The following is a 22,403-nucleotide window of genomic DNA, read 5'->3' as shown; positions in this document are numbered from 1 at the left end:
TTCTCGGGCACGTTTCAGCTCCGGCTTATGGTCGGGGCTTTTCGTTTCCTCGGCACCTTGTAACCGGGTGGTCGTCCAACCATGTAGCCTGTGTGGGTAGGAGCTGCTACGGATGGGGGAGTTTACGTGGAACGCGTCGTTTTTAAGCCGGAAGATGAAGCACCGGTTGATGGCTATAAGCTTGCAATGAGTTTAGTTGTGCCGCGCCCTATCGCGTGGGTGGCAACGTTTAACGAGGATGGGTCTGCAAACCTTGCCCCGTATGCTCTATTTTCTGTGGTTTGTACGGATCCTTTGATGTTCCAGTTCACTTCGCGCGCTCCGAAGGATTCCTGTCGCAACGCCAAGCGCGAGGGGGCTTTCACGGTGCATATTGCAAGCGTGGATGACCAGCCCAAGGTTGCGGTGACATCCAAGGAGTTTCCCGCCGGGGTATCCGAGGCAGACGCGGTGGGTATGACGTGGAAGAAGGCTCCGAACGTGAACGCGCCAATGCTGGATGACGCGCGCGTTGCTGTTGAGTGCGAGGTCCACTCTTTCGTAGAGGTAGAAACGGCGATTATCACTATTGGCAAGGTGAAGGCGATCCATACGGCCAGCCAAATTATGGCCGAGGATGGCATGGTTGATTTCGCGAAGTTGAACCCGCTGTCTAAGCTGGGCCGGGCCCAGTGGGGACGTACTGAGGATTTCGTATAGCGGCCAGATCCGGCTTTCAACGCGCTGGTTGCGCAGGCTTTGTGCACAATGGAGGCATGACATGTTTTGAGGTGGGCCAGGTGGCCCCAGATTTTGAACTTGATTCGACCGAAGGCACAATCAGCTTGTACGACCAGCTTGAAAAGGCCGCAAAGGGCGTAGTCGTCTACTTTTATCCGCGCGCTTCCACGCCGGGCTGTACCACGCAGGCCTGCGATTTTCGCGATAGTCTGTCTTCTTTGAAGTCTTGTGGTTACACGGTGATTGGCGTGAGCCCGGATAAGATGCCGGCCCTGGAGAAGTTCCGCGATAACCAAGGATTGAACTTCCCGTTGGCGTCGGACCCTGACAAGAGCGTCATGGAGCCGTGGGGTGCATTTGGAGAGAAGAAGAACTACGGCAAGCTAGTGCGCGGCGTTATCCGTTCCACCGTGGTGATTGGCAAGGATAAGAAGGTTACTCACGCGATGTATAACGTTCGCGCGAAGGGCCACGTGGCTCGTCTGCGCAGCGAACTTGGCTGTGAGTAGTTTGCTGTAGGAGTTGCCGGGCTACCTAGCGGTGCTTGCGGGCGAGGAGTTCGGCAACTCGTACGGCGCTTCGTACCTCGCGCCCCTGCTGCAACCATTTGGCGGGGGAGAGCCCCTCTAGCTCGGGGTGTGCGGATATGAACCAGCGGCCGATCTCAACGGTGCTGATGGCTCCATCAAGGCGGCCCAGAACCTCGGGTAGGCCGTTTACGATTTGGAAGTTAGACGTGAGTTGCCAGGTGGGGTACATCCACGAGCCGTTGCCCTCGCGGACACCAAAAATGCGGCACTCTTTAACGGCTTTGTTTACGGCTTGACGCGAAATGCCCATCCAATCAACGAGGTCTGCCGTGGAGCACACGGGGCCAACCGCGTCGGTGATCGATTTGCGGGGGCCGGTGAGAGATTTTACGAGGCGGGTTACTTGCTCGATAACCTCGTCGTTAATCTGGGTTTTCTTTCGCGAGGCTAGTTGCGCACGAACAGCATTAATCAGGCGCTCTTCATCGGATGTTAAACGACGCACCATAGATTGCTCTCAGTGAAGACGGAAATGCTGATGGGGATATGTAAAGTGCGCCGTGAGGGAATCGAACCCCCAACCCGCTGGTTAAGAGCCAGCTGCTCTGCCAATTGAGCTAACGGCGCATGTTGCCAAGAACGCTCTTGAATGCAACTTGAAAATCATAACACTGGCGAAGTTGAAAATACAAACGCGCAAAGTGCGATCTTGGGAACACCGCCAAACGAAAAATTGCGCAAAATAACTCAAAATATGAACTGGAGAAGTTTGAAGTGTAAGACGAAGTCGCGCGGCTTGGCTACTTTGAAGGGGTTATTTTATGCCCGCTAAGTTGGATATAATCACTTAGTCGTTAGTGTTTTCTGCGATGAGTTGAAGGGAAGCTGTGTTGAGGCAGGGTGAAAACAGGTTAGAAACAGCAACTACAACTTTTATGGGACTTAACTGGGATTCCGGTGAAAAGTTCTGGTGGCGAGGATTCGATTCAGAAAAGATTGCCACTGTGCTTGCTGTCTTGGCCTTTGTTTTTATTACTGCCGTGTGGGGCTCTACTTTCTTCCTGATTAAGGATCTTGTGAGCGCTGTTCCGCCGCTGGATTTTCTTGGAACGCGTTTCGTTATTGCCGCAGTTGTGGTATTGGCGGTGCGCTATCGTGCTCTGAAAAAGGTCTCGAAGGATCTTTGGGGCAAGGGAATGCTGCTTGGAGCGATCTTCATGCTTGGCCAGTTGTTCCAGGTGGTTGGTCTGCAGTACACGGACGCCTCTGTGTCTGGATTTATTACCGGCATGTATGTGGTTCTTACTCCCGTCGTTTTGATGCTCATGTTTGGGGTGCAGATCCCTCGGGTGACGTGGGGGTGCATTGCGATCGCCACGGGTGGTTTGATGGTGCTGACGCTGGATGGTCTGGCGGTTGGCTTTGGCGAGCTTTTGACGTTGCTCGGCGCTCTCATGTTCACCCTCCACATCGTGGTGTTAGGGCACTGGACCAGTAAGGAGAACGCACTCGACCTGACGGTGATTCAGCTGATTAGTATGGGCGCCCTCGGGTTCCTATTTGCTTTGCCCGGTGGTGTTACGTTGCCTTCTACTGCGGGACAGTGGGCCTCACTGCTTTATATGGCGTTTGTGGCAAGTTTGCTTGCGTTGTTCTTGCAAACTTGGGCGCAGGCGCATATTAATCCAACCTCAACCGCGATTATCTTCACGTTGGAACCGTTGTTCGCCGCAGCCTTCGCGGTGGCGTTCGGTGGCGAAAGCCTGACCTTCAGGTTGATCTTGGGCGGGACCTTGATTGTTGCAGCTATGGCTGGAGCTGAACTTTTGCCACTGCGTATACAGCGCAGACGCGAGGCCGCTCTGGTAGCGGCTTAACCGGTTAAGGACGGAAGTGTAGGTTCACTGCGCCGGCGATAACTTTGGCCAGCGTCTACGTAACTTCTAGAGGGTGATTTCGATGTGCTCGCCCAGGAACTTGCTTGTGATCTCCGCGCACGTTTTCCCTGCTTCGTCGAGAAAAGAGGTCTCAAGAGCTAGCAGGGGCGCTGGTTCGGCGATATGTAGTTGTTCAGCTTCCAGTTCGTTAGACATGGTTGCGCGAATGGTCTGCGACGTTGTTATCTCTCGTTTAGGTTCCCAATGGTCGCCTAAAAGAAGCTCGCTGAGGTTTTGAGATAAATCAAGTCCGAGTATGCCTGGGAAGACGTCGCCTCTAACAATTCCAACCTCTATGCCCACGAGTTTTGTATGGTTCTCGTCAAGGTAGTGAGAGCGCTGGATGTGCGCAATAAAAGGTTCTTCAGTGGTATTCAAGAGCTTCCGTTCAGTGTCGTCCGCCTTCTGAAGTAGTGCAGAGACGAGTCTGGGATAAGTGAGGAGTGTAGTTGAAGCATTCCAACTGTTCTCCGCGGCCAGAGGAGACGTGTTGGGCGTTGATTTGGGGTCTGTTACGAAGGTGCCCCGTCCGGGAATACCAACTGTTAGACCGTCTTGATTAAGCAGCATGAGCGCGCGACGGACGGTCATTGGGGAAACATTGAATGAAGAGGCGAGCTTGACTTCGCTGTCCAATCGCTCGCCAGGATTCATTTTTGCGATGCGCTCCAATAGAGCGTCGTAGACCTTCGCGTATTTTGGTTCCATTAGGAGGCCTCCGATAAATCAGTGCTTGACAGCCAGTATACAGCGCCCTAGGGTGGTTTGTGTCACCCTAGGGCGCTGGTGCCCTTTGTTTCTCGATTAAGGAAATCTTGATGGCTAATCACGGAATATCGTATTCGGTATCGGGCCGCGAGGTTAAGGGCGTTATTGTCGCTTTGCATGGCGTGACCGATAACGCCGCGTCTTTGTCCGACATTTCTCAGCATTGGAAAGACGAGTGGAAAATATACCTGCTTGACACTCTTGGACATGGTTTATCGCGACATTTCTTCGATGCCGAACTGGCTGATCCTTTTAAGGCCATCGTCGCTGAAATTCGTTCAGTTGTAGTGGAGGCAGCCAGGCAGAGCACAAGTCGCAAGGTCGTGCTCATGGGGCACTCTCTAGGCGGGGCGGTTGCTTCCGTGATCGCTCGTGATGTTCCAGAAATAGTCCAGGCGCTAGTGCTCGAGGATCCCGCGCTTCTAACGGACGAGCAGTGGGAGCTGTACCGCAACGCAGCAGATGGGTTGGTTAAACGTCAAGAATTGGTCACGGAGCACGTCGGTGAGGCCATCACTGAACTCATGAAGGTGTATACGGCGTGGCCGGCGTCTGAATATGGTGCGTGGGCTCAGGGGAAGACACAGGTGGATCGCCGTTTTGCCGCCACCGGCGTCGTTGGAATGCGCGGTCGCGAGGTGCTTAAGGAACTCAAGGTTCCCACGCTTTTGGTTACGGGAGACAAAGATGATGTGCTCTTCGGTAAAGAGGGGCTTTCAGAGCTTGAGAACCTGGGAAGCTCTCAGATCAGCTCGGTGCTGATTTCCGACGCTTCGCATACTGTTCGCAGGGATCAACCTGAAGAGTTTTATCGCCTTGTGGGCTCATTCCTCGATCGCTACGCAAAGTCCGGGCCTCTGCCTGAGCCCTACATTGCGCCGGAACTGAAAGATGTTATTGAAGCGACCCCGAAGCAAAATACTGATGACTATCTGACCATGCGTCAACGCGGCGAAGAGCTCTTGTCCGATGTTAGTCCGGCTGAAGGCGTTGAAGTTGATGAGGTTGTGCTGGGCGGTGAGGAGCAGGCAGATAATGACAGTTTCGTGTTGCGATGTCTGAAACGTCCAGGTAATCCGCGATCTGTTGTTCTCTCAATTCACGGCGGTGGGTACATAGCTGGTGCTGCCCGTTACGATGATGCTCGCAATAGTGAGCTGATTGATGTATTTGATGGTGCGGTTGTCGCAAGCCCGGACTATCGCTTGGCGCCAGAGCACCCCTGGCCGGCTGCGGCTCTAGATTGCCTCAGTTCTTTGCGTTATCTTGCGCAAACCTATCCGAAAATACCGCTCTATGTTTACGGCGATTCGGCCGGCGCAGGTTTGGCGCAGCAGGCTCTAGCACTGGGGGCAGAACAGGGGATGGACGCGAATGTCGATCGAATTGTTTTGCTAGAGCCGTGCCTCGAACCGGGTATGGTTACCAAGTCTTTCGATACCTATCAGGATGGTCCAATCTGGACACGCGCTGCTTCAACGTCAGCATGGCGTCATTATCTGGGTGATCCGACCACCGTCCCGCCTTATGTACCTTCGCGGGAAGTAGCAGAGAAGATGCCTCCGGCTCTCATCGTTGTCAATCCTGCCGATCCTCTTCGGGACGAAGGCATGCGTTTCGCCCAGGATTTAGCCGATGCGGGCGTTCCCGTGGAGTTGCATATGTTCCCGGGTACTTTTCATGGTGCGCTCTCCGTGCCAAACACCATTACGTGGACGCGGGTTAAGGAAACAATACGTTCTTTTCTTGCCACACCAATTAGCTCACACTCAAGCCTTTGAAAGGAACTCTTATGAGCAAGAACAATAGACTCCTGCAGATTGCTGGAGCGGCCGCGCTCGGCGGCTTCTTATTTGGCTTTGACGTAGCCGTTATTAATGGGGCGATCGGATCCGTTTCGGGAGCCGACACCGGGTTCTCTCTAGCGTCGTGGCAGACGGGCTTAGTTGTCTCAATCGTGAGCTTGGGCGCTGCCGTTGGTGCTGCTATCGCGGGCGGAATTGCGAACCGCATCGGGCGTGTCAAAGTCATGGTTACCGCAGCGGTTCTGTTCGCTATCTCGGCTCTAATGAGTGGTTTGTCGTTTAGCTTCGAAGCATTGACGTGGTGGCGCCTATTGGGTGGCCTGGGTGTGGGTATCTCGGCGGTAATTGCTCCTGCGTACATTGCTGAAATCGCACCTGCGGATAAGCGTGGAAGGCTTGGAACATTACAGCAGCTGGCAATCGCCTTCGGTATCTTCGGTGCTTTTATTACGAATTTCATTTTGGTTAAAGTGACAGGTTCGGCCGACTCAGTTGCTTGGTTTGGGCTACATACTTGGAGATGGATGTTCATCAGTGAGCTAATTCCTGCTTTGCTGTATGGCTTCTTCGTTCTTTCGTTGCCGGAATCTCCGCGTTATCTCGTCTCAATCGGAGAAGAAGACCGCGCCGAAAAGATAATCGCTTCGGTTGGTTCAGATTCGGACCCCAAGGGGCGCATCGCTGAGATTCGTGCTTCGCTTTCGGGTCACCGGCCGAGGTTTGCTGACCTACGTGACGACAAATATGGCCTGCGCCCCGTGGTTTGGATCGCACTCGCTTTTGCGTTCCTAATTCAGATGGCTGGAATCAATAACGTTTTGCTCTATGCAACAGACCTGTGGACGACTGTAGGGTTCACTGGAAATCTATCTGTCTTTATTCCTGTCCTGACCTCAGTCATTGGCATCATTATGACCTTGATTGGCATGGCGGTGATTGACAGGATCGGACGTCGTCCGCTTTTGCTCTGGGGAGCGGTTGGCATGTTCGTTTCCATGCTCGTAGCTGCTATCACCTTCACTCAGGGAACCACCACCGACACGGGCGCACTCAACCTGACGGGAGCTTGGGCATTCGTTGCCCTTGTTAGTGTTCATCTCGTTTACATCATTTTCTGTGGTACCTGGGGCGTGGTCCTCTGGGTGTTCCTGGGAGAGATCTTCCCGAACCAGATCCGAACCGCTGGCTTGGGACTGGCAACCGCAGGAAACTGGATTGGTGGGACACTAATCACCTTCCTGTTCCCGGTCACCAAGGAATACATCGGCCTATCTGGTACCTACTTCTCGTATGCGGTCGTGGGCGCGATCTTGATCTGGCTGGTTGTTAAACATATTCCAGAAACGAAGGGTGTCGAACTCGAAGACATGACCTACAACTTGAAGTAGCTAATGGCTCTCGAGTGTTGAGCTACTATCTGGGCCGGTCTTGGCGTTTTACGAAGACCGGCCCAGATAAGTTTCCACAGCGGGCAGTAAAAAACCCCGACCGGAGTCGGGGAAATTTGGTGCGCCGTGAGGGAATCGAACCCCCAACCCGCTGGTTAAGAGCCAGCTGCTCTGCCAATTGAGCTAACGGCGCCTGCAGATAAAAACCTTACGCGTTTCTTAATAAGACTGCAAAATCATCCAATGCGGTCTTAGACACATCAGCCGTTTTGGTACAAAAGAAGCGAGGGGAGCGCCCTATCTCGTAGTATTTGGTAGTCGAGGTAAGGAAATCACGTGGATAAAGCGGTTGTTAAAGATTCCGTTCCGGTTGGCTTCATAAATACTGCTGTAGTTATTTTGGGCGCGGCAATGGGATTGCTCGCTTCCCTTGGGCTACTTGAAACGGAGCTGGGTCACTTGCGAGACCCTGACGGCGCGCTCGGGTGTGACCTTAATTCACTGATCAGCTGTGGCAGTTCCCTGATGTCGCCGCAGGCGCACCTGCTCACTGTGCCCAATTCTGCGCTCGGAATCGCGGCTTTTGGTGCGCTGGTTGCAATCGGCGCGGTGATGCTACTCGGCACTCGCCTGAGCAAACCGGCAGCAATGCTGCTGGGTCTGGGATCGGCCTGCGGCCTTGTTTTTGTGGGCTACTTCCTGTACCAGTCGGCAACAAACTTTTTTGCGCTTTGCCCGTACTGCATGGTGGTGTGGTCGGCAACGATTATCGTGAGCGCGATACTCATCCCCGCAGCTCTGACCGCATTCGAGGGTACACGCGCAGCGGGCAAAACGATGCTGCGCTACTCGTGGGCAACAATCGTATGCTTGCATCTAGTGGTGTTTATCGTCGTGCTGTTTACAATGACTGAACAGATAGGAGGCCTCCTGTGACCGGCAAACGTGAGCTGTCAACCGTTAGGGAAGACTACCTGCGGGCCGTTTATTCGGTAGAGGAGTGGGACGATGAGGGCGTTAGCGTAACTGAACTGGCTGCGATTATGGAGGTTGTTCCTTCCACAGCCTCAGAAAATGTGCGCAAGCTGAGGGACGCAGGCCTGTTGGATCACCAGCCGTATCAAAAGGTCAGGCTCACCGAAGCAGGTCGCAAAGAAGCCATTGAGATGGTGCGCCGCCACCGTATTTTAGAAACTTTCTTGTACAAGTCCCTCGGCTATTCCTGGGACGAGTTACATTTTGAGGCACACGAGCTTGAACACGCGGTTTCTGACCGGTTCATAGACAAGCTTGATGAGGCTCTGGGCTTCCCCCGTTTTGACCCGCACGGGGATCCGATTCCCGGTAAGGACGGCTCTGTACACAGGTGTTCGTGCTTCACATTGCCTGCAGCACCGTTGGATGAGGTCGTGCAGATTGTGCGTATTCGTGACGGGGAGCCCGAAGTACTGCGCTACTTTGAGCAGCGCGACATCTTGCCCGGAGCGAAGCTACGCGTAGTCGAGCGCGCGGATATTGCTGGCCAGGTAACTGTGGAACTGGAGAGCACCCGGCTCGATATTTCCACGTCACTGGCCGCGCGCATCAAAGTGACGCCAGAAAACGCTGAATCGGCCTAACGATTTTGAAACAGTTCGGCCGGTCGGGAACATCCCGACCAGCCGAATCGTTTGAAATGGCTAAGGCTTAGGCAAGTTCTGCGCTATCGATGCGCGGGGGAACATTGCTTCCATACCCGAGGGCGCGAAGAGCCTCGCGCAGAGCTTCGGTGCTCTCGGTCAGTTCCTCATTCGTCGCCTGCTTCGCGTTTGCCGGGTTCATATCCGCCTCGCTTCGCAGGGGAACGACGTGCAGGTGCGTGTGGGGAACTTCGAAGCCGAGGATGGACAGGCCGGCCCGCTGCACACCAAAGGCCTTCTTTTGCGCTTCTCCAATGCGCTTGGCCACGTTGAACAGGTGCGCGGCTACCTCGTCGGAAAGGGAAGTCCACTCACTGATCACCTCACGTGGAACCACGAGGGCGTGGCCGGGGCGAACCGGGGAGATGTCAGCAAAAACTACGCAAGTTTCGTCGGAGTAGATGAACTTGCCGGGAATGTTACCGGAAATAATTTTTTCAAAAATTGTCATACTTCCATTGTGGTACATGCTTGCCCATTTTTCGCCCCACCCGATTCTAAAGAACCCCCATTAGTGGGGTAGTGTAAATGTCGGATTGACAGATGAAACGAGGTCAAATTGAGCATGCAAACCGCAGGGGATAATCCTTACCGCTACGACGCGGCGCTCGCGGCCCAAATTGAGGCCCGCTGGCAGGAATACTGGCAGGAAAATCAGACGTTCGCGGCTGATAACCCAGAAGGCGATCTTGAAGGTCCGCTAGCCCAGAAGGAAAAGTTCTATCTGCTAGACATGTTCCCGTACCCGTCGGGTGCAGGTCTGCATGTGGGCCACCCCCTCGGCTACATCGCCACGGACACGGTTGCGCGCTACAAGCGCATGCAGGATAAGAACGTGTTGTACACGCTTGGCTTTGACTCGTTTGGTTTGCCGGCTGAGCAGTACGCCGTGCAGACGGGCCAGCATCCACGTATCACTACCGAGAACAATATTGCGAACATGCGCCGCCAGCTCGCCCGCATTGGTCTGTCTCATGACAAGCGTCGTTCGATTTCAACAACCGATGACGAGTTTGTGCGCTGGACGCAGTGGATCTTCTTGCAGATTTACAACTCGTGGTATGACCCGCAGGCTAAGCGTCGTGATGGCAAGGTAGGTTCGGCTCGCCCCATTAGCGAGCTCGTTGCAGAGTTCGAATCGGGCAAACGCGAAACGCCGCACAAGCCGTGGGCGCAGATGAGCGAGGGGGAGCGTAGCGACCTTCTGGACGAGTACCGCCTGGCATACGTGGCGTACTCCCCGGTTAACTGGTGCCCGGGCCTCGGAACTGTTTTGGCAGATGAAGAGGTAACTGCCGATGGTCGCTCCGAGCGCGGCAACTACCCGGTTTTCAAGTCGCGTCTGCGTCAGTGGATGATGCGTATCACCGCTTATGCTGATCGCTTGGCCGAGGATTTGGATACGGTTGATTGGCCCCACAAGGTGGTGGCGCAGCAGCGCAACTGGATTGGTCGCTCCACTGGCGCAACCGTGCATTTTGAGATTGAGGAAGGCCAGGTCACTGAATCCACCCAGCTGACGGTGTTCACCACGCGCCCCGATACCTTGTTTGGCGCAACTTTCATGGTGGTTGCTCCCGAGCATGAGCTGGTGGGCGGCGAAGACGCACCGGCACAAGAACTTTCGGTTCCAAGCCAGTGGCCGGCAGGCACGCGCGAAGAGTGGACGGGCGGCTATGCCTCCCCGCGCGAGGCCGTGGCGGCGTATCGTTCGTGGGCGAAGTCCCGCACCGATGATGAGCGCCTCGCGGAAGGTACTGAAAAGACGGGTGTGTTCACCGGTATTTTTGGTACCAACCCGGTTAATGGAAACAAGATCCCGGTGTTCGTTGCGGACTACGTGCTGATGGGTTACGGCACGGGCGCGATTATGGCTGTGCCGGCCCACGATGATCGTGACTTTGCGTTCGCGCAGCGTTTCAACATTGACGTGGTGACCACTATCCAGCCGGATGAGGATTTTGACGGTGAGGGCGCTTGGACTGGCGACGGTCTGATTGTGAACTCGCAAAACGATGAAATCTCGCTCAACGGCCTGAACAAGGCTGACGCGATCGCTCGGATTACGAAGTGGTTGGAAGAAAAGGGCGTTGGTCACTCGACGGTTACGTATCGCCTGCGTGACTGGTTGTTCTCTCGCCAGCGCTACTGGGGTGAACCCTTCCCAGTTGTGTATGACGAGGAGGGGCGCGTTCACGCTCTTCCAGAGTCGATGCTGCCGGTGCAGCTACCGGAGTTGGATAACTTCCAGCCCCGCACTTTCGATCCTGATGATGCGGATACCACGCCGGAGGCAGCGCTTTCGCGCGCAACGGATTGGATTGAGGTGGAGCTGGACCTCGGCGACGGTTTGAAGAAGTACCACCGTGATACGAACACGATGCCAAACTGGGCGGGTTCGTCTTGGTATGAGCTTCGCTATACGGATCCAAATAACACTGAGTATGCTTCGTCTGAGGCCAACGAGGCCTACTGGATGGGCCCGAAGGGCAAGGGCGAGTCGGGAGGCGCTGACCTCTACATCGGTGGCGTGGAGCACGCGGTGCTTCACTTGCTGTACGCGCGTTTTTGGCACAAGGTGCTGTTCGATCTGGGCCACGTGTCCTCGTCGGAACCGTTCCACAAGTTGTTTAACCAGGGCTACATCCAGGCTTACGCCTTCAAGGATGCCCGCGGCGAGTACGTGCCGGCTGATGAGGTTGAGGGCGATGAGGAAACCGGTTGGACCTATAAGGGTCGCGAGGTGTTCCGCGAGTACGGCAAGATGGGCAAGTCGCTTAAGAACATCGTGACGCCCGATGACATGTGTGAAGAGTACGGTGCGGACACGTTCCGCATGTACGAAATGTCTATGGGCCCCCTCGAGGTGTCGCGCCCGTGGGATACGCGCGCGGTGGTGGGCTCCTACCGCTTCTTGCAGCGCCTATGGCGCAACGTGGTTGATGAGGAAACCGGTGCGGTTACCGTGACGGATGATCCCGCTGACCTCGAAACGAAGAAGCTGGTTGCCCGCACCATTGCGGACGTTACCGAAGAGTACGAGAACATGCGGATGAACACCGCGGCTGCTCGCATGATCGTCCTCAATAATCACCTGACGGGTATTGACCGCGTGCCGCGAGAAGCCATTGAACCGCTGGTGCTGATGGTTGCGCCGCTCGCTCCGCACATCGCGGAGGAACTGTGGAACAAGCTGGGGCATGAGGGCACGCTTGCGCGCGAGCCGTTCCCGGTTGTAGAGGATGAGTCGCTACTTGAAGAAGAGAAGGTCACTTGCGTTGTCCAGATTGCCGGCAAGGTGAGGGCGCGTCTTGAGGTGGCGCCGTCTATCAGTGCCGAAGATCTCGAGAAGTTGGCTTTGCAAACTGAAGCCGCGGTTAAGGCCCTGGATGGGCGCGATCCGCTGAAGGTGATTGTGCGGGCTCCAAAGCTAGTAAGTATCGTACTTCCGAAGTAAAGATCCGCGTCCCGGTGCCATGTTGCCCGGGGCGCGATATCTTATAAGAAACCAGTTAGGGGAGCCGTGAGTAATATCGAGTTCGTTGAAATCCAGGCCGGGGAATCTACCGCAACATTTTGCACGCGCGGGGGGCTTATCACCTCGTGGGTGGTGCCCGCGGGTGAGCGGCGTTTCGACGTGATTGACGGATATCAAAACGCCGAAGAGGTTGAGGAAAGAAACGGTGCTCGCTCGGCGCTACTGGCCCCGTGGTCTAACCGTATTAGAGACGCGAAGTATTCCTGGCAGGGAGAAAACTATGACCTCGGCCCCGATAAGGATGGGATACGTGAAGGCTTGCACGGGCTGTTCCTGGATCGCACTTTTGAGGTGACTGGCACGGGCCCGGGCTGGATCACGATGTCAGCCGAAGTCCGGCAGGACGAGCTTGCGAACTCGTTTGAAGATGGCGTGGCCTACCCCTGCCCGGTGAGCTTGCAGGTGCGCTACGAGATCGCGCAAACGCCTGCTGGTTGGCAGCTGAATATGCGTCTTGCGGCAACTAACCGTGGAACCACTCCCGCTCCGATTGGACTCGGCTGGCACCCGTACGTGCGCTACGACGGTGGGCGTGAGGGCGCTTACCTCACCATGCAGGCGCGCACGGAGATCATGACCAATGATGCTCTGATTCCGTTCGAGGGAGACGAGGCATTCGCTCCGGCGCCAACATTCGACCCGAACAAGGGAGTGTTGGTGCTTGATGATCTGAGCGGTATGGACAAGGCGTTTACTGACCTAACCGTTAGCACGGGTGGTGAAGCTACATCGGTGGCCACCTTGCATCACCCGAGCGGCGCAACTACGCAACTGAAAGCGGCGGTTTCAGGATCAGGTGCGCGCGGTTTTGGTATCTTCCATTTGTTTACTGGTGAGGCGCTAAAGCATCGTCAGTGTGAGGCTCTTGCCTTGGAGTACTGCCAGTTCATGACCAACGCGTACAACCGGCCCGAGTTTGCTAAAGAGCTACTTGTCGAGCCGAATAAGTCCGCGGTCATGAATGTAAGTCTGATCCACACGCCCCATCAAAAATAACGTAGGCGTTTGGGCGTAGCGCGTTGTTGTCGAACTGGCCGGCAATGGGCTCGCCGCACCCCTGTAATACTTCACTGCCGCGAGGTAGCGAAGCGTCAGAAATGTTCAGCACAACCGTGATCGCCTGGTCACCGTTGTAGCTGACAAAACGCATCACCTCGTTCTCGAGGTGAACTACCTTGGTTTTCGCGTGCCACAGCCAGGGGCGTTGACGCCGCATCGCACATAGTGAGGCGTACCAGTGGAAGAAGCGTTGCGCTCGCGGGGCTTGCATGGCCTGCTCGGGGGAGTCGGGCAGTGGCTGACGGATCGCATCATCGCCGCCCAGGCGCTCCTCTTTAAGGCCAGTAAAGCCCATTTCGTCCCCGTAGTAGATGGAGGGTACCCCGCCCACACTGAACAAGATGGCAGCCGCCACGCCAACCTGCTCCTCGTTTTCAAGTTGGGTAGCAATGCGCGTGACGTCGTGATTTCCAATGAAGGTTTGGGGAACGAACGTATCGAGCAGGTCATTGTGGCGCCCGAGCGTCCAGTCAAGTTCGTAGAAGTTCGCGTCGTTTAGTGCCGACCACGTAGCTTTCCACAGCTCATATTCGGTAAGTGAATCCCATCCTGATTCGCTGACCATGTCCGCGTATTCGCCGTGAATAACTTCGGCCACGATCCAGGCGTCTGCATGGCGGCTTCGCACTTTTGGCAAAATGTCGGTCCAAACACTTGGAGCCATGGCGTATGCGGCGTCCAGCCTCCACCCGTCGGCGCCAAGGTCTAGCCAGTGGTTCATCACGCTCGTAATGGCTTCGCGCACCGTCGCATTGGCGTGATTTAGTGTGGCGAGGCCGGTATGGCCCTCAAAACAGTGGTAGGAGGGCAGTTCTCCCTCAGTCCACCCATCCCAGTTGGGCAGAAGCATTTGCGCGTTCTCAGATGGGCCATGGCGCAACCCTTCCACCAGAGGATGGCGCGAGCCTACGTGGTTGAATACCCCGTCCAGCACGATTTTCACCCCGCGCGCATGAGCGGCCTCGACGAGTGATTTGAAGTCCGCAAGCGTGCCCAGGCGCGGATCAATGCGGTAGTAATCAATGGTGTCGTATCCGTGCGAGTAAGAGTGGAAGATGGGCCCCAAAGACAGCACATTCGCGCCGATTCTAACCGCGTGATCCAGCCAGGGCTCAAGGTCGCGTAGTGTGCGCGGCGGCTGGTAATCCCGCCCCTCAACTTCCGGATTTGTAGCCGGTGCGCCAAGAGCGCCGAGGGGAAATACCTGCCACAAAATTGCGCTACCACTAAAACTACTCATGTTTTAATCATCTCATTTTATGCTCCCGTTTGAGCCGGGCTGATCCCCTTGATATCAATGTGTCATGCCTGAAGGACACGTTTTGCATCGTCTTGCCCGCCGCTTTTCCCACGATTTTGCGGGCCAAAGCTTGGTGGTGGAGTCACCGCAGGGGCGTTTCGAGGCCGGCGCAAACCTGGTGAATGGGAGCGAACTGGTTGGTGCGCACGCACATGGCAAGCACCTGTTCTTAGAGTTCGAGGGGGAGCGCTTTGTCCATATCCACCTGGGGCTTTACGGCAAGTGGCGTTTTCGCGAGGTACACGGGAATCTGCCTGCGCCTATTGGTCAGGTGCGGTTGCGCATTGCATCTGCCGGTGAGGTTGCGGATCTGGCCGGACCGAACCGCTGCGCACTTGTATCAGCGGGCGAGGTCGAGGACGTGATTGCCCGCCTGGGGCCAGACCCGTTAGATCCCACGCCAAATGCGCGTAGCCAGTTCATCGCTAACGTGCGCGGGCGCAAGCGAGACATAGGGGAGCTGGTGATGGACCAGTCGGTAATCGCCGGGCCAGGCAATATTTATCGCGCCGAGTCGCTGTTTCGCGTGGGCATATCTCCGTTTCGCAAGGGCGTAAACACCTCGATAAAACGAATCGGTCAGCTGTGGGATGACCTTGTGATCCTCATGGAAGATGGCGCGGACACGGGCATTATCACCACGGTCGATCCCAGCGATGCGCCAAACCCGCCCTTGGAAGCGGATCTAGAGGCCTCGCGCTTCTACGTGTATCACCGCACGGGCAGGCCTTGCTTGCACTGCGGGGCGCCCGTGCAAGAAAAGCGCGTTGCCACCAGGCGCCTGTTCTGGTGCCCCTCCTGCCAGCGGTAGGAGCGTGAGCCACGCCCAGCGTTTAGGCCTCTTGGAACCCCAAGTAGTCGTAGAGCCGGGCAGCGCTCGCGGCCTCGCGCATGTCTAGTTGCAGGCACATGTCTTCGTATCCGGCAGCGGCCACGCGTCCGGCGGCCTCACCGATAAGGGCGGTTGCGATGCCTCGTCCGCGATAGTCGGGGTGGACCATCAGGTCAAGGATGTATGGACTCTTATCGGCATCGTCCCAAGGCGTCCCGATGGTCACGAAGATCGCGCCAATGAGGTCACCATCGGCCCAAGCGCCGATGAATGAATTGTCGAGGGGAGTGCCGAACTCTCCGCCAAAGCACATGCGCATCTGGTCGATTGACTCGTACAGGCTTTCCGCGGTCTCCGGCAGGTCATATGCAACCACGTTGAGGGCTGCGAGGGCCGGAATGTCATAGCGGGTGATGGTCGCTAGCTCAATTCCGGCCGGGCGTGCAAAGTCGGTTAGCGACTTCAGTCTGGCATTAAGTGTGAGCTGTGACATATCTATACTTTAGTTCCGTTCGCGTGATTTGTGGGTTAAAACCACCCGGGCAACACAAACGCGCACCCAAAAAGTTATGGATGCGCGTTTGATAAGCGGCGTAAAAGCGTAGCCGCTCAGATGTATAGTGTGGGATCCACAATCAGGTCAGCTTCGCGCGATTGGTCGCAAAGCGGCTGGTTATGAGCCGGGATGCCAACCGCTACGTGTTCGGTGGGAACCTCGCGCACCACTACCGCATTCGCGCCGATCTTGCTGTGATCACCAATCTTGATGGGGCCAAGCACTTTTGCGCCCGCGCCAATCATTACGTTCGACCCCACGGTTGGGTGTCGCTTGCCCTTCACCATGGCGACGCCCCCCAGGGTGACGCCGTGGAAGATCACCACGTTCTCACCAACGCTCGTGGTCTCGCCAATCACTACGCCCGTGCCGTGGTCAATGAATACACGGCGACCAATACGTGCACCGGGGTGAATATCAATGCCGGTGAAGGACCTGGTGATCGATGAGAGTACGCGAGCAGGAAGGCGCGCTCCCGACCTCCACATCTTGTGCGCTACTCGGTGTGACCACATGGCGTGGACACCGGGGTAGGCCAGTGCAACCTCAAGGTTGGACCGCGCGGCCGGATCGCGCTGGCGCGCCGTTTCGAGGTCTTCGCGCAAGAGGGAGGGCAGGGACGCTTTCTTAGACATGGCTCCTACTTCTTAATGTCCGCCCACAGGGGAGTGGAGAGGTAGCGCTCGCCCGTGTCAGGCAGAACCGTGACAATAGTCTTGCCTGCAAACTCGGGGCGCTTTGCCACCTCTAGGGCCGCCCAGAGGGCAGCGCCAGCGGAGATTCCTACAAACAGACCTTCCTCGCTGGCTGCGCGGCGGGCGGTCTTCAGGGCGTCCTCGGTTTTCACCGCTACGACCTCGTCAACCACGCTGCGGTCAAGGTTGTCCGGTACGAAGTTCGCGCCGATGCCCTGAATGCCGTGCGGTCCAGCAGTGCCCTCGGTAAGTAGGGGAGACTCAGCTGGCTCAACCGCAATGGCCTTGAGGTTCGGGTTCAGCTTCTTAAGGGCGCGCGTAATGCCAGAGATCGTGCCGCCCGTTCCCACGCCGGCTACTACCACGTCAACGTTTCCGTCGGTGTCGGCCCAAATCTCGGGCCCGGTGGTCTCTTCGTGCATCTGCACGTTAGCGGGGTTGGAGAACTGGGAGGCGAGGATCGAGCCGGGGCGCTCCGCAACGATCTTCTTCGCAGCCTCTACCGCGCCTGCCATGCCGGCCTTCGGGTCAGTGAGTACGAGCTCAGCGCCAAATGCGCGCATCAGCTTCTTGCGCTCGTCGCTCATTGAGGAGGGCATTGCGATGACTACCTTGTAGCCGCGGGCCGCGCCAACCATGGCAAGTGCGATACCAGTGTTTCCCGAGGTTGCCTCAACGATTGTGCCGCAGGGGGTAAGTTCTCCCGACTTCTCGGCAGCATCTACGATTGCTACGCCGATGCGGTCTTTAACTGACGATCCCGGGTTGAAGTATTCCAGTTTTGCCAGGACGTTCGTGCCTTCCCCGGCCATACGGTTAATGCGAACGAGCGGAGTGCGTCCTACGGTTTCAGTGACATTGTTGGCAATGTTAGCCATGTGAAATCTCCTGTGTGTCTGTCTTCTAAAGTTTCAAATTCGTGAACTTAAGCTGGGTGCCGGCGCCGTCGATTTCCGGGCAGGCGGGCACCCTAAAGACACTGCGTGCACACAAAGGTGCTAGAAAGTCGCGTAAAAACAATTTTCATAATGGTCACGTGACCATAATAGTGGTGCTATCGCAACGCGTCGACTTCAACGGTTGTTGACTCGATCGCACGCGGGGTTATTTCTCCACCCGACAGCTCGGCAACCAGGCTCGCAAACTCACCTTCCCGCGCGGGTTCTAGGGCGGCGGTGATCGTCGCGAACTGTCCGTATGCCACATCTGTGATGTTGAACCCGCGGGCGCGAAGGTCCGCTTCGATTCGCCCAGCGTAGGCGTGCGGAGCGTCCAGTTCAAAGCGGAGTACGTCCTTAAACTCAACAATTTGGGCAAGTTTTAACGCTTCGGAGACGGAGGATGAGTACGCCCGAATCAAGCCGCCCGCGCCCAGTAGCACGCCGCCAAAGTAGCGGGTTACAACCGCGGTTACGCCCACCAGGTTTTCGCGTAGAAACACCTCGAGCATGGGAGCGCCAGCCGTTCCAGAGGGTTCGCCGTCGTCATTCGAGTGCCCGATTTCGTTTGAGCCTTCAGGCTTAACTACAAAAGCAGAGCAGTTGTGCGTAGCGTCAGGGAACTCCTCACGGATGGTGGCAATGAAAGCGCGTGCATCGTCTTCGGTAGCTGTCTGTGCCAAAGTGGTGATGAACTCAGACCGCTGGATTTCTAGCCGGTTGCGAACCCAGGTTCCCGTTTTAACGCCGCGCATATGCCCTCCCTACCGCCTATTGTATGCAGGGCGTTGCAGGTATCTGGCACGGCAGGGCTGCCCCAACTCGAAATGCGCGAGATTGCGCACGTTCTTTGGTGGCTGGGGGCGAATTTGCTAAGCTAGAACAGTTGCCAACGCGCCTATCACGCGAATCACACTGTTTACAGTGGTGTTTTAGGCGCGATTCGTGGCAAAGTGTACCTTGGTAATTGATCGATTCTTTTTGATTGTGAAGGAGCGGGCGGGCTATGGCAGTACCTAAGCGCAAGATGTCCCGGTCGAACACTCGCACTCGCCGGTCGTCGTGGAAGGCTAAGCTCCCTGAGCTTCAGACTATCCGTGTGCAGGGCCGCGAAGTCCGAGTGCCTCGTCACCTTGTAAAGGCTTACAAGGCTGGTGCCATCGAGATTGAGGACTAGTCTTAGATAGTTAAAGAACGAGCCTGGGTTTTCCCAGGCTCGTTTTGTATTCCCATTTTCTACGCACCCCCGACAGGATTCGAACCTGCGACCAATTGCTTAGAAGGCAACTGCTCTATCCACTGAGCTACGGAGGCTCACGGCGCTTTCGCGCCTGTTTGCACGCCTATTCTAGGTGCTTCACCGAAGTGAGCCAAATGCGTTAAATGAGTAGTCGGAATATTTCTGAATCTAGAGGCACCGGCTCAACGTGCAGTGGCGAGGATGCCATCCGGCGTCGTAGCTGATGAATGTCTGCGGCGCGACCAAGGTCGATGCCTACGAGTGCTGGGCCCGTGTCACGATTGTTTTTCTTGGTGTACTCGAAGTGGATGATGTCTTGATCTTCAGCGAGTACATCGCGAACGAATCCGAGGAGGGCGCCCGGCTCTTGGGGGAAGGTCACCAGGAAGTAGTGACGCAACCCCTCATGACGCAGGGAGCGTTCCTGCACTTCAGCGTAGCGAGACAGGTCATTGTTGCCGCCGGAAACCATGGCTACAACAGGTCCGTTAGGAATGTGGGGGAGGTGTCTGCGTGCAGCGGCGGAGGCGAGAGCGCCAGCCGGCTCGGCGATAATGCCTTCGGAGTGGTACAGGTCAAGCATTTCAGAGCACACTGCGCCCTCGGGAATGACGATTACATCGTCAAGGCATTCGCGCAGGATCGGGAATGTAACGTCACCAACGCGTCCCACGGCCGTGCCGTCTACGAAGTTATCCACCTGGTCTAGAGATACGGGTTTGCCCGCGCGCAGTGCGGCTTTGATGGAGGCAGCTCCTTCGGGCTCAACGCCGATCACTTTGATGGAGGGGTGCATGGTTTTAAGCCATAGCGCGATTCCGGCAGCAAGGCCGCCGCCACCCATTGGAAGCAGAACACAGTCAGTATCTGCCGGAATTTGCTCTGCTAGCTCCACGGCGATGGTGCCCTGGCCAGCTATAACCATCGGGTCATCGTATGCGGGAACATACACCAGATTTTCTCGCTTGGACACTTCCATAGCCTGTGCGTTTGCCGCGTCAAATGTGCCGTCAACTATGATCTGCTCAACCCATCCGTCACCGATGGTGGCAATGCGATCGCGCTTTTGCCTAGGAGTGTTGGAAGGCAGGAAGATTTTGCCACGGATTTTCAACGTCGCACACGCATAAGCCACGCCTTGCGCATGGTTTCCTGCGGACGCGGCCGCAACACCTCGTGCCGCCTCGCTATCGCTTAGCGACGCAATCTTGTTGTATGCCCCGCGAACCTTGAACGAGCGGCACAGCTGAATGTCTTCGCGCTTCAAATAAACCGGTACGCCCACTTCCTCGCTGAGCCTGGGGGAGTATTCCAAAGGTGTTTTCTTTGCCACTTTGGCCAGGCGCTGCGCGGCCTCGTCAATATCTTTTGCACTGAGTTGAAAATCGGATTCCATGGCCCACATTTTATTGAAATATACGAATACGTAGTCTTGCCGTCCCACATGTGAACGCCGGCAATAACCAGGCGCGTATCTCCCACGGTAGTAACGCCGGTAAAAAGTTTGCCTAAAAATCACTAGAGTAGAAGGCATGAGTAAAAAACCACGCCGTCCGCTCGTATGGATTGACTGCGAAATGACCGGCCTCGATCTTGACAAAGATGGGCTTGTTGAAGTAGCTGTCGTGATCACTGACGAGCAGCTAAACGTTGTAGACCCCGGAATCGACATCGTCATCAAGCCTTCGAAAGAAGCGCTGGACAACATGGGGGATTTTGTGCGCAACATGCACACCGAATCCGGCCTGATTGACGAGTTTGAAACCGGTGTTTCACTTGAGGAAGCCCAGCGCGAGGTTTTGGACTACGTAAAAAAGTTTGTACCGCAGTCGGGCCAAGCACTCCTTGCAGGTAACTCGATTGGGACGGACAAGGCGTTCTTAGAGCGCGACATGCCCGAGCTGATCAACTACTTGCACTACCGGGTAGTTGACGTGTCTTCCATCAAGGAGCTCGCCAAACGCTGGTATCACCGCACGTTTGAGGAAGCCCCGGCTAAGCACGGTGGCCATCGCGCTCTTGCGGACATCCTCGAATCCATCCAAGAACTCGTCTACTACCGGCGTGTTCTCTTCCCGCAGGGGGAGGGGCCCAGCAGACAAGAGGCCAGGCAGATTGCCGCCGAGGTTGTAGCCCTTGGCATTCCAAACATCGAGTAAGGCAACCTCGAGACGTAGCTCTTAACGCCTACTTTGCGCGGTTTCCACAAGGAGGCCGCGCAAAGCTGTATCCACAGCCAAACACTCACGGTGTTTCCAGCGTGGTTTGCGCTTCGCATCATGAAGTCACCCACCTAGTTGAGAGGACTTCATATGAAAACTGGAACGCGCCGAATCCTAGCGGCGTCAACGACTCTGTTTGCGACACTAACCCTAAGTGCACCGGCGGCGCTCGCGGCGGAAGAACCGTGGCAGCTACTTGGACAGGGCCAGCTATTCGTTGCTAAATCAGGAGATTATTACGGGGTGTGCGCCGGTGATGATCAGCTTCGTAAAGGCGCTCCGGTAGCGCCAAAAGACGCTGCGTTCAAGACCTATCAGGTTGGTCAAGCAACCCCGCGAAATATCGCAACATCCATTGGCAATACCGATATTAAGACGGTGATGAGCGCGGATAAGACTTGGGTAGTTGCCGCGCTCTACCACCTTTATGCAAAGGACGTTACCAAGAGCGGGCATCACGCGAAGTCGTTTAGCTTTGCGGTGCAGAGCCAGCTTTCAACCTATGGCAGGTTTCCCATGGAGAACCTTGACGACGGTGGCGCGCTTGCTCGCCAGATGGTTGCCGAGGCCGAACAGATTGCTGGCCCATACACGCTAAAACCGTGGGTTTCATACAAGGACGGCGTGGTTACTATCGAAAACCTAGGGGTCAAGGGCAAAGCTGGGTGGATCAAGGGACTACCCATGGAAGTAACTTTCACGCATGCCAATTCCGGCGAGGTGACAAAGACCCTCACAAGTGGAAAAGAACCCATCAGCGCACAGGCAGAATATTCGGATCCCGGCGAGGTGTCAGTTCGCGTTAAGGTCAGTGGCTTGCCCGCGGACAAAATCAACATTTGGGAACACCCTAAACACCAGGATCTGGTGGTAGTGCAGTGGGATAAAAGCTCACTTGAGGCGAGCGGGAGCGTGGCCGTCCCGCCTCCTCCCACGCCGCCAACCACGCAGCCAACAGAGCCAGAAACCGAGCCCACAACTCAGCCGACTACCGAACCGTCACAGCCGGAAACTGAACCCACTACCCAGCCCGAAACTGAACCAACTACTACACCAACTACAGTCACTATCGACCAGCCGCCAACACTTGCAAAAACTGGTGCAGCCAGCTTGTTCTTGCCTGCGTTTGGCCTTGCATCCCTAGGCAGCGGATTCCTGCTGTTTAGGCGCAGCGGTGGCGAAGCATAGGAGGGATC

General features: G+C 56.1%; 22 protein-coding genes and 3 tRNA genes. 13 read left to right on the top strand and 12 right to left on the bottom strand.

Features of this window, described 5'->3' with window-relative positions:
* Positions 1-126: 126 nt before the first annotated feature.
* A complete protein-coding gene (locus tag HMPREF1628_RS04305) occupies positions 127-699 on the top strand; it encodes a flavin reductase family protein (protein ID WP_034508355.1) in 573 nt (190 codons plus the stop codon).
* Positions 700-755: 56 nt separating this feature from the next.
* Positions 756-1,229 carry a peroxiredoxin gene (locus HMPREF1628_RS04300; protein ID WP_034508352.1) on the top strand — a complete coding sequence of 158 codons (474 nt, stop codon included), beginning with the start codon at positions 756-758 and terminating at the stop codon, positions 1,227-1,229.
* A 25-nt stretch (positions 1,230-1,254) separates the two neighbouring features.
* Here HMPREF1628_RS04300 and HMPREF1628_RS04295 read toward each other — a convergent pair whose 3' ends face one another.
* Together HMPREF1628_RS04295 and HMPREF1628_RS04290 are read right to left on the bottom strand one after the other, a co-directional pair.
* Positions 1,255-1,758 (bottom strand): hypothetical protein, encoded by a 504-nt coding sequence (locus HMPREF1628_RS04295; protein ID WP_052038866.1) that lies wholly within the window; start codon positions 1,756-1,758, stop codon positions 1,255-1,257.
* A gap of 46 nt (positions 1,759-1,804) precedes the next feature.
* Positions 1,805-1,877 (bottom strand) — tRNA-Lys (locus tag HMPREF1628_RS04290).
* Positions 1,878-2,137: 260 nt separating this feature from the next.
* Between HMPREF1628_RS04290 and HMPREF1628_RS04285 the strand changes: the two genes are divergently transcribed.
* Positions 2,138-3,127 (top strand): DMT family transporter, encoded by a 990-nt coding sequence (locus HMPREF1628_RS04285; RefSeq protein ID WP_052038865.1) that lies wholly within the window; start codon positions 2,138-2,140, stop codon positions 3,125-3,127.
* A 66-nt stretch (positions 3,128-3,193) separates the two neighbouring features.
* On the opposite strand, the gene HMPREF1628_RS04280 is transcribed toward HMPREF1628_RS04285, so the two are convergent.
* Complete coding sequence (locus tag HMPREF1628_RS04280; protein ID WP_034508349.1) at positions 3,194-3,895, bottom strand: GntR family transcriptional regulator; 702 nt, start codon at positions 3,893-3,895, stop codon at positions 3,194-3,196.
* A 110-nt stretch (positions 3,896-4,005) separates the two neighbouring features.
* Between HMPREF1628_RS04280 and HMPREF1628_RS04275 the strand changes: the two genes are divergently transcribed.
* Together HMPREF1628_RS04275 and HMPREF1628_RS04270 are read left to right on the top strand one after the other, a co-directional pair.
* The gene (locus tag HMPREF1628_RS04275) at positions 4,006-5,736 is read left to right on the top strand and encodes an alpha/beta fold hydrolase (protein ID WP_034508347.1); all 1,731 of its coding nucleotides are present in this window, start codon (positions 4,006-4,008) and stop codon (positions 5,734-5,736) included.
* An 11-nt stretch (positions 5,737-5,747) separates the two neighbouring features.
* On the top strand, positions 5,748-7,148 hold the full coding sequence (locus HMPREF1628_RS04270; RefSeq protein WP_034508343.1) for a sugar porter family MFS transporter: 1,401 nt from the start codon (positions 5,748-5,750) through the stop codon (positions 7,146-7,148).
* 117 nt (positions 7,149-7,265) lie between these two features.
* On the opposite strand, the gene HMPREF1628_RS04265 is transcribed toward HMPREF1628_RS04270, so the two are convergent.
* A tRNA-Lys gene (locus HMPREF1628_RS04265) sits at positions 7,266-7,341 on the bottom strand.
* A gap of 143 nt (positions 7,342-7,484) precedes the next feature.
* Here HMPREF1628_RS04265 and HMPREF1628_RS04260 point away from each other — a divergent pair.
* Both HMPREF1628_RS04260 and HMPREF1628_RS04255 read left to right on the top strand, forming a co-directional pair.
* Entirely contained in the window at positions 7,485-8,084 is a 600-nt protein-coding gene (locus tag HMPREF1628_RS04260; RefSeq protein ID WP_052038864.1) for a vitamin K epoxide reductase family protein, read from the top strand.
* Positions 8,081-8,767: a metal-dependent transcriptional regulator gene (locus tag HMPREF1628_RS04255; protein ID WP_034508341.1), complete on the top strand. Its 687-nt coding sequence runs from the start codon at positions 8,081-8,083 to the stop codon at positions 8,765-8,767. The genes HMPREF1628_RS04260 and HMPREF1628_RS04255 overlap by 4 nt, the downstream gene beginning before the upstream one ends.
* Before the next feature lie 67 nt (positions 8,768-8,834).
* Here HMPREF1628_RS04255 and HMPREF1628_RS04250 read toward each other — a convergent pair whose 3' ends face one another.
* Positions 8,835-9,278 (bottom strand): HIT family protein, encoded by a 444-nt coding sequence (locus HMPREF1628_RS04250; RefSeq protein ID WP_084703210.1) that lies wholly within the window; start codon positions 9,276-9,278, stop codon positions 8,835-8,837.
* A gap of 114 nt (positions 9,279-9,392) precedes the next feature.
* Here HMPREF1628_RS04250 and HMPREF1628_RS04245 point away from each other — a divergent pair, with 114 nt between their 5' ends.
* The gene (locus HMPREF1628_RS04245) at positions 9,393-12,284 is read left to right on the top strand and encodes a leucine--tRNA ligase (protein WP_034508335.1); all 2,892 of its coding nucleotides are present in this window, start codon (positions 9,393-9,395) and stop codon (positions 12,282-12,284) included.
* A gap of 66 nt (positions 12,285-12,350) precedes the next feature.
* Positions 12,351-13,361 (top strand): aldose 1-epimerase, encoded by a 1,011-nt coding sequence (locus HMPREF1628_RS04240; protein ID WP_034508333.1) that lies wholly within the window; start codon positions 12,351-12,353, stop codon positions 13,359-13,361.
* Here HMPREF1628_RS04240 and HMPREF1628_RS04235 read toward each other — a convergent pair.
* A complete protein-coding gene (locus HMPREF1628_RS04235) occupies positions 13,321-14,664 on the bottom strand; it encodes an alpha-amylase family glycosyl hydrolase (protein WP_034508330.1) in 1,344 nt (447 codons plus the stop codon). The two genes, HMPREF1628_RS04240 and HMPREF1628_RS04235, sit on opposite strands and share 41 nt — an antisense overlap.
* A 64-nt stretch (positions 14,665-14,728) precedes the next feature.
* Here HMPREF1628_RS04235 and HMPREF1628_RS04230 point away from each other — a divergent pair, with 64 nt between their 5' ends.
* On the top strand, positions 14,729-15,535 hold the full coding sequence (locus tag HMPREF1628_RS04230; protein ID WP_034508327.1) for an Fpg/Nei family DNA glycosylase: 807 nt from the start codon (positions 14,729-14,731) through the stop codon (positions 15,533-15,535).
* Between the two features lie 22 nt (positions 15,536-15,557).
* Here the strand turns inward: HMPREF1628_RS04230 and HMPREF1628_RS04225 are convergent, their stop codons facing one another.
* From HMPREF1628_RS04225 to HMPREF1628_RS04210, 4 genes are all read right to left on the bottom strand, one after another.
* Positions 15,558-16,049, bottom strand: coding sequence for a GNAT family N-acetyltransferase (locus HMPREF1628_RS04225; protein WP_034508325.1), 492 nt, complete (start codon positions 16,047-16,049; stop codon positions 15,558-15,560).
* Between the two features lie 116 nt (positions 16,050-16,165).
* Complete coding sequence (gene epsC / locus HMPREF1628_RS04220; protein WP_034508322.1) at positions 16,166-16,747, bottom strand: serine O-acetyltransferase EpsC; 582 nt, start codon at positions 16,745-16,747, stop codon at positions 16,166-16,168.
* Between the two features lie 5 nt (positions 16,748-16,752).
* The gene (gene cysK / locus HMPREF1628_RS04215) at positions 16,753-17,685 is read right to left on the bottom strand and encodes a cysteine synthase A (protein ID WP_034508320.1); all 933 of its coding nucleotides are present in this window, start codon (positions 17,683-17,685) and stop codon (positions 16,753-16,755) included.
* Between the two features lie 176 nt (positions 17,686-17,861).
* On the bottom strand, positions 17,862-18,500 hold the full coding sequence (locus tag HMPREF1628_RS04210) for a YigZ family protein (protein WP_034508318.1): 639 nt from the start codon (positions 18,498-18,500) through the stop codon (positions 17,862-17,864).
* Between the two features lie 251 nt (positions 18,501-18,751).
* Between HMPREF1628_RS04210 and rpmF the strand changes: the two genes are divergently transcribed.
* Positions 18,752-18,922 (top strand): 50S ribosomal protein L32, encoded by a 171-nt coding sequence (gene rpmF, locus HMPREF1628_RS04205; RefSeq protein ID WP_016443825.1) that lies wholly within the window; start codon positions 18,752-18,754, stop codon positions 18,920-18,922.
* A gap of 64 nt (positions 18,923-18,986) precedes the next feature.
* Here the strand turns inward: rpmF and HMPREF1628_RS04200 are convergent.
* Together HMPREF1628_RS04200 and ilvA are read right to left on the bottom strand one after the other, a co-directional pair.
* A tRNA-Arg gene (locus tag HMPREF1628_RS04200) sits at positions 18,987-19,059 on the bottom strand.
* 65 nt (positions 19,060-19,124) lie between these two features.
* On the bottom strand, positions 19,125-20,381 hold the full coding sequence (gene ilvA, locus HMPREF1628_RS04195; protein ID WP_034508384.1) for a threonine ammonia-lyase IlvA: 1,257 nt from the start codon (positions 20,379-20,381) through the stop codon (positions 19,125-19,127).
* 136 nt (positions 20,382-20,517) lie between these two features.
* Between ilvA and orn the strand changes: the two genes are divergently transcribed.
* Positions 20,518-21,144 (top strand): oligoribonuclease, encoded by a 627-nt coding sequence (gene orn, locus HMPREF1628_RS04190; protein WP_034508314.1) that lies wholly within the window; start codon positions 20,518-20,520, stop codon positions 21,142-21,144.
* Positions 21,145-21,297: 153 nt separating this feature from the next.
* Positions 21,298-22,395: an LPXTG cell wall anchor domain-containing protein gene (locus HMPREF1628_RS04185; RefSeq protein WP_034508312.1), complete on the top strand. Its 1,098-nt coding sequence runs from the start codon at positions 21,298-21,300 to the stop codon at positions 22,393-22,395.
* Positions 22,396-22,403: the final 8 nt, after the last annotated feature.

Source organism: Actinomyces sp. S4-C9 (assembly GCF_000758775.1).
In the GTDB taxonomy this organism is placed as follows: domain Bacteria; phylum Actinomycetota; class Actinomycetes; order Actinomycetales; family Actinomycetaceae; genus Gleimia; species Gleimia europaea.
The sequence above is the reverse complement of the archived record's forward strand: the minus strand, read 5'-3'. Positions and strand labels throughout refer to the sequence as shown.

Coding starts and splice junctions, on each gene's coding strand:
- rpmF (WP_016443825.1), top strand. CDS start 18,752: ATGGCAGTACCTAAGCGCAAGATGTCCCGGTCGAACACTCGCACTCGC.
- ilvA (WP_034508384.1), bottom strand. CDS start 20,381: ATGGAATCCGATTTTCAACTCAGTGCAAAAGATATTGACGAGGCCGCG.
- HMPREF1628_RS04245 (WP_034508335.1), top strand. CDS start 9,393: ATGCAAACCGCAGGGGATAATCCTTACCGCTACGACGCGGCGCTCGCG.
- HMPREF1628_RS04230 (WP_034508327.1), top strand. CDS start 14,729: ATGCCTGAAGGACACGTTTTGCATCGTCTTGCCCGCCGCTTTTCCCAC.
- HMPREF1628_RS04235 (WP_034508330.1), bottom strand. CDS start 14,664: ATGAGTAGTTTTAGTGGTAGCGCAATTTTGTGGCAGGTATTTCCCCTC.
- HMPREF1628_RS04275 (WP_034508347.1), top strand. CDS start 4,006: ATGGCTAATCACGGAATATCGTATTCGGTATCGGGCCGCGAGGTTAAG.
- HMPREF1628_RS04280 (WP_034508349.1), bottom strand. CDS start 3,895: ATGGAACCAAAATACGCGAAGGTCTACGACGCTCTATTGGAGCGCATC.
- HMPREF1628_RS04210 (WP_034508318.1), bottom strand. CDS start 18,500: ATGCGCGGCGTTAAAACGGGAACCTGGGTTCGCAACCGGCTAGAAATC.
- orn (WP_034508314.1), top strand. CDS start 20,518: ATGAGTAAAAAACCACGCCGTCCGCTCGTATGGATTGACTGCGAAATG.
- HMPREF1628_RS04270 (WP_034508343.1), top strand. CDS start 5,748: ATGAGCAAGAACAATAGACTCCTGCAGATTGCTGGAGCGGCCGCGCTC.
- HMPREF1628_RS04250 (WP_084703210.1), bottom strand. CDS start 9,278: ATGACAATTTTTGAAAAAATTATTTCCGGTAACATTCCCGGCAAGTTC.
- epsC (WP_034508322.1), bottom strand. CDS start 16,747: ATGTCTAAGAAAGCGTCCCTGCCCTCCCTCTTGCGCGAAGACCTCGAA.
- HMPREF1628_RS04295 (WP_052038866.1), bottom strand. CDS start 1,758: ATGGTGCGTCGTTTAACATCCGATGAAGAGCGCCTGATTAATGCTGTT.
- cysK (WP_034508320.1), bottom strand. CDS start 17,685: ATGGCTAACATTGCCAACAATGTCACTGAAACCGTAGGACGCACTCCG.
- HMPREF1628_RS04300 (WP_034508352.1), top strand. CDS start 756: ATGACATGTTTTGAGGTGGGCCAGGTGGCCCCAGATTTTGAACTTGAT.
- HMPREF1628_RS04185 (WP_034508312.1), top strand. CDS start 21,298: ATGAAAACTGGAACGCGCCGAATCCTAGCGGCGTCAACGACTCTGTTT.
- HMPREF1628_RS04225 (WP_034508325.1), bottom strand. CDS start 16,049: ATGTCACAGCTCACACTTAATGCCAGACTGAAGTCGCTAACCGACTTT.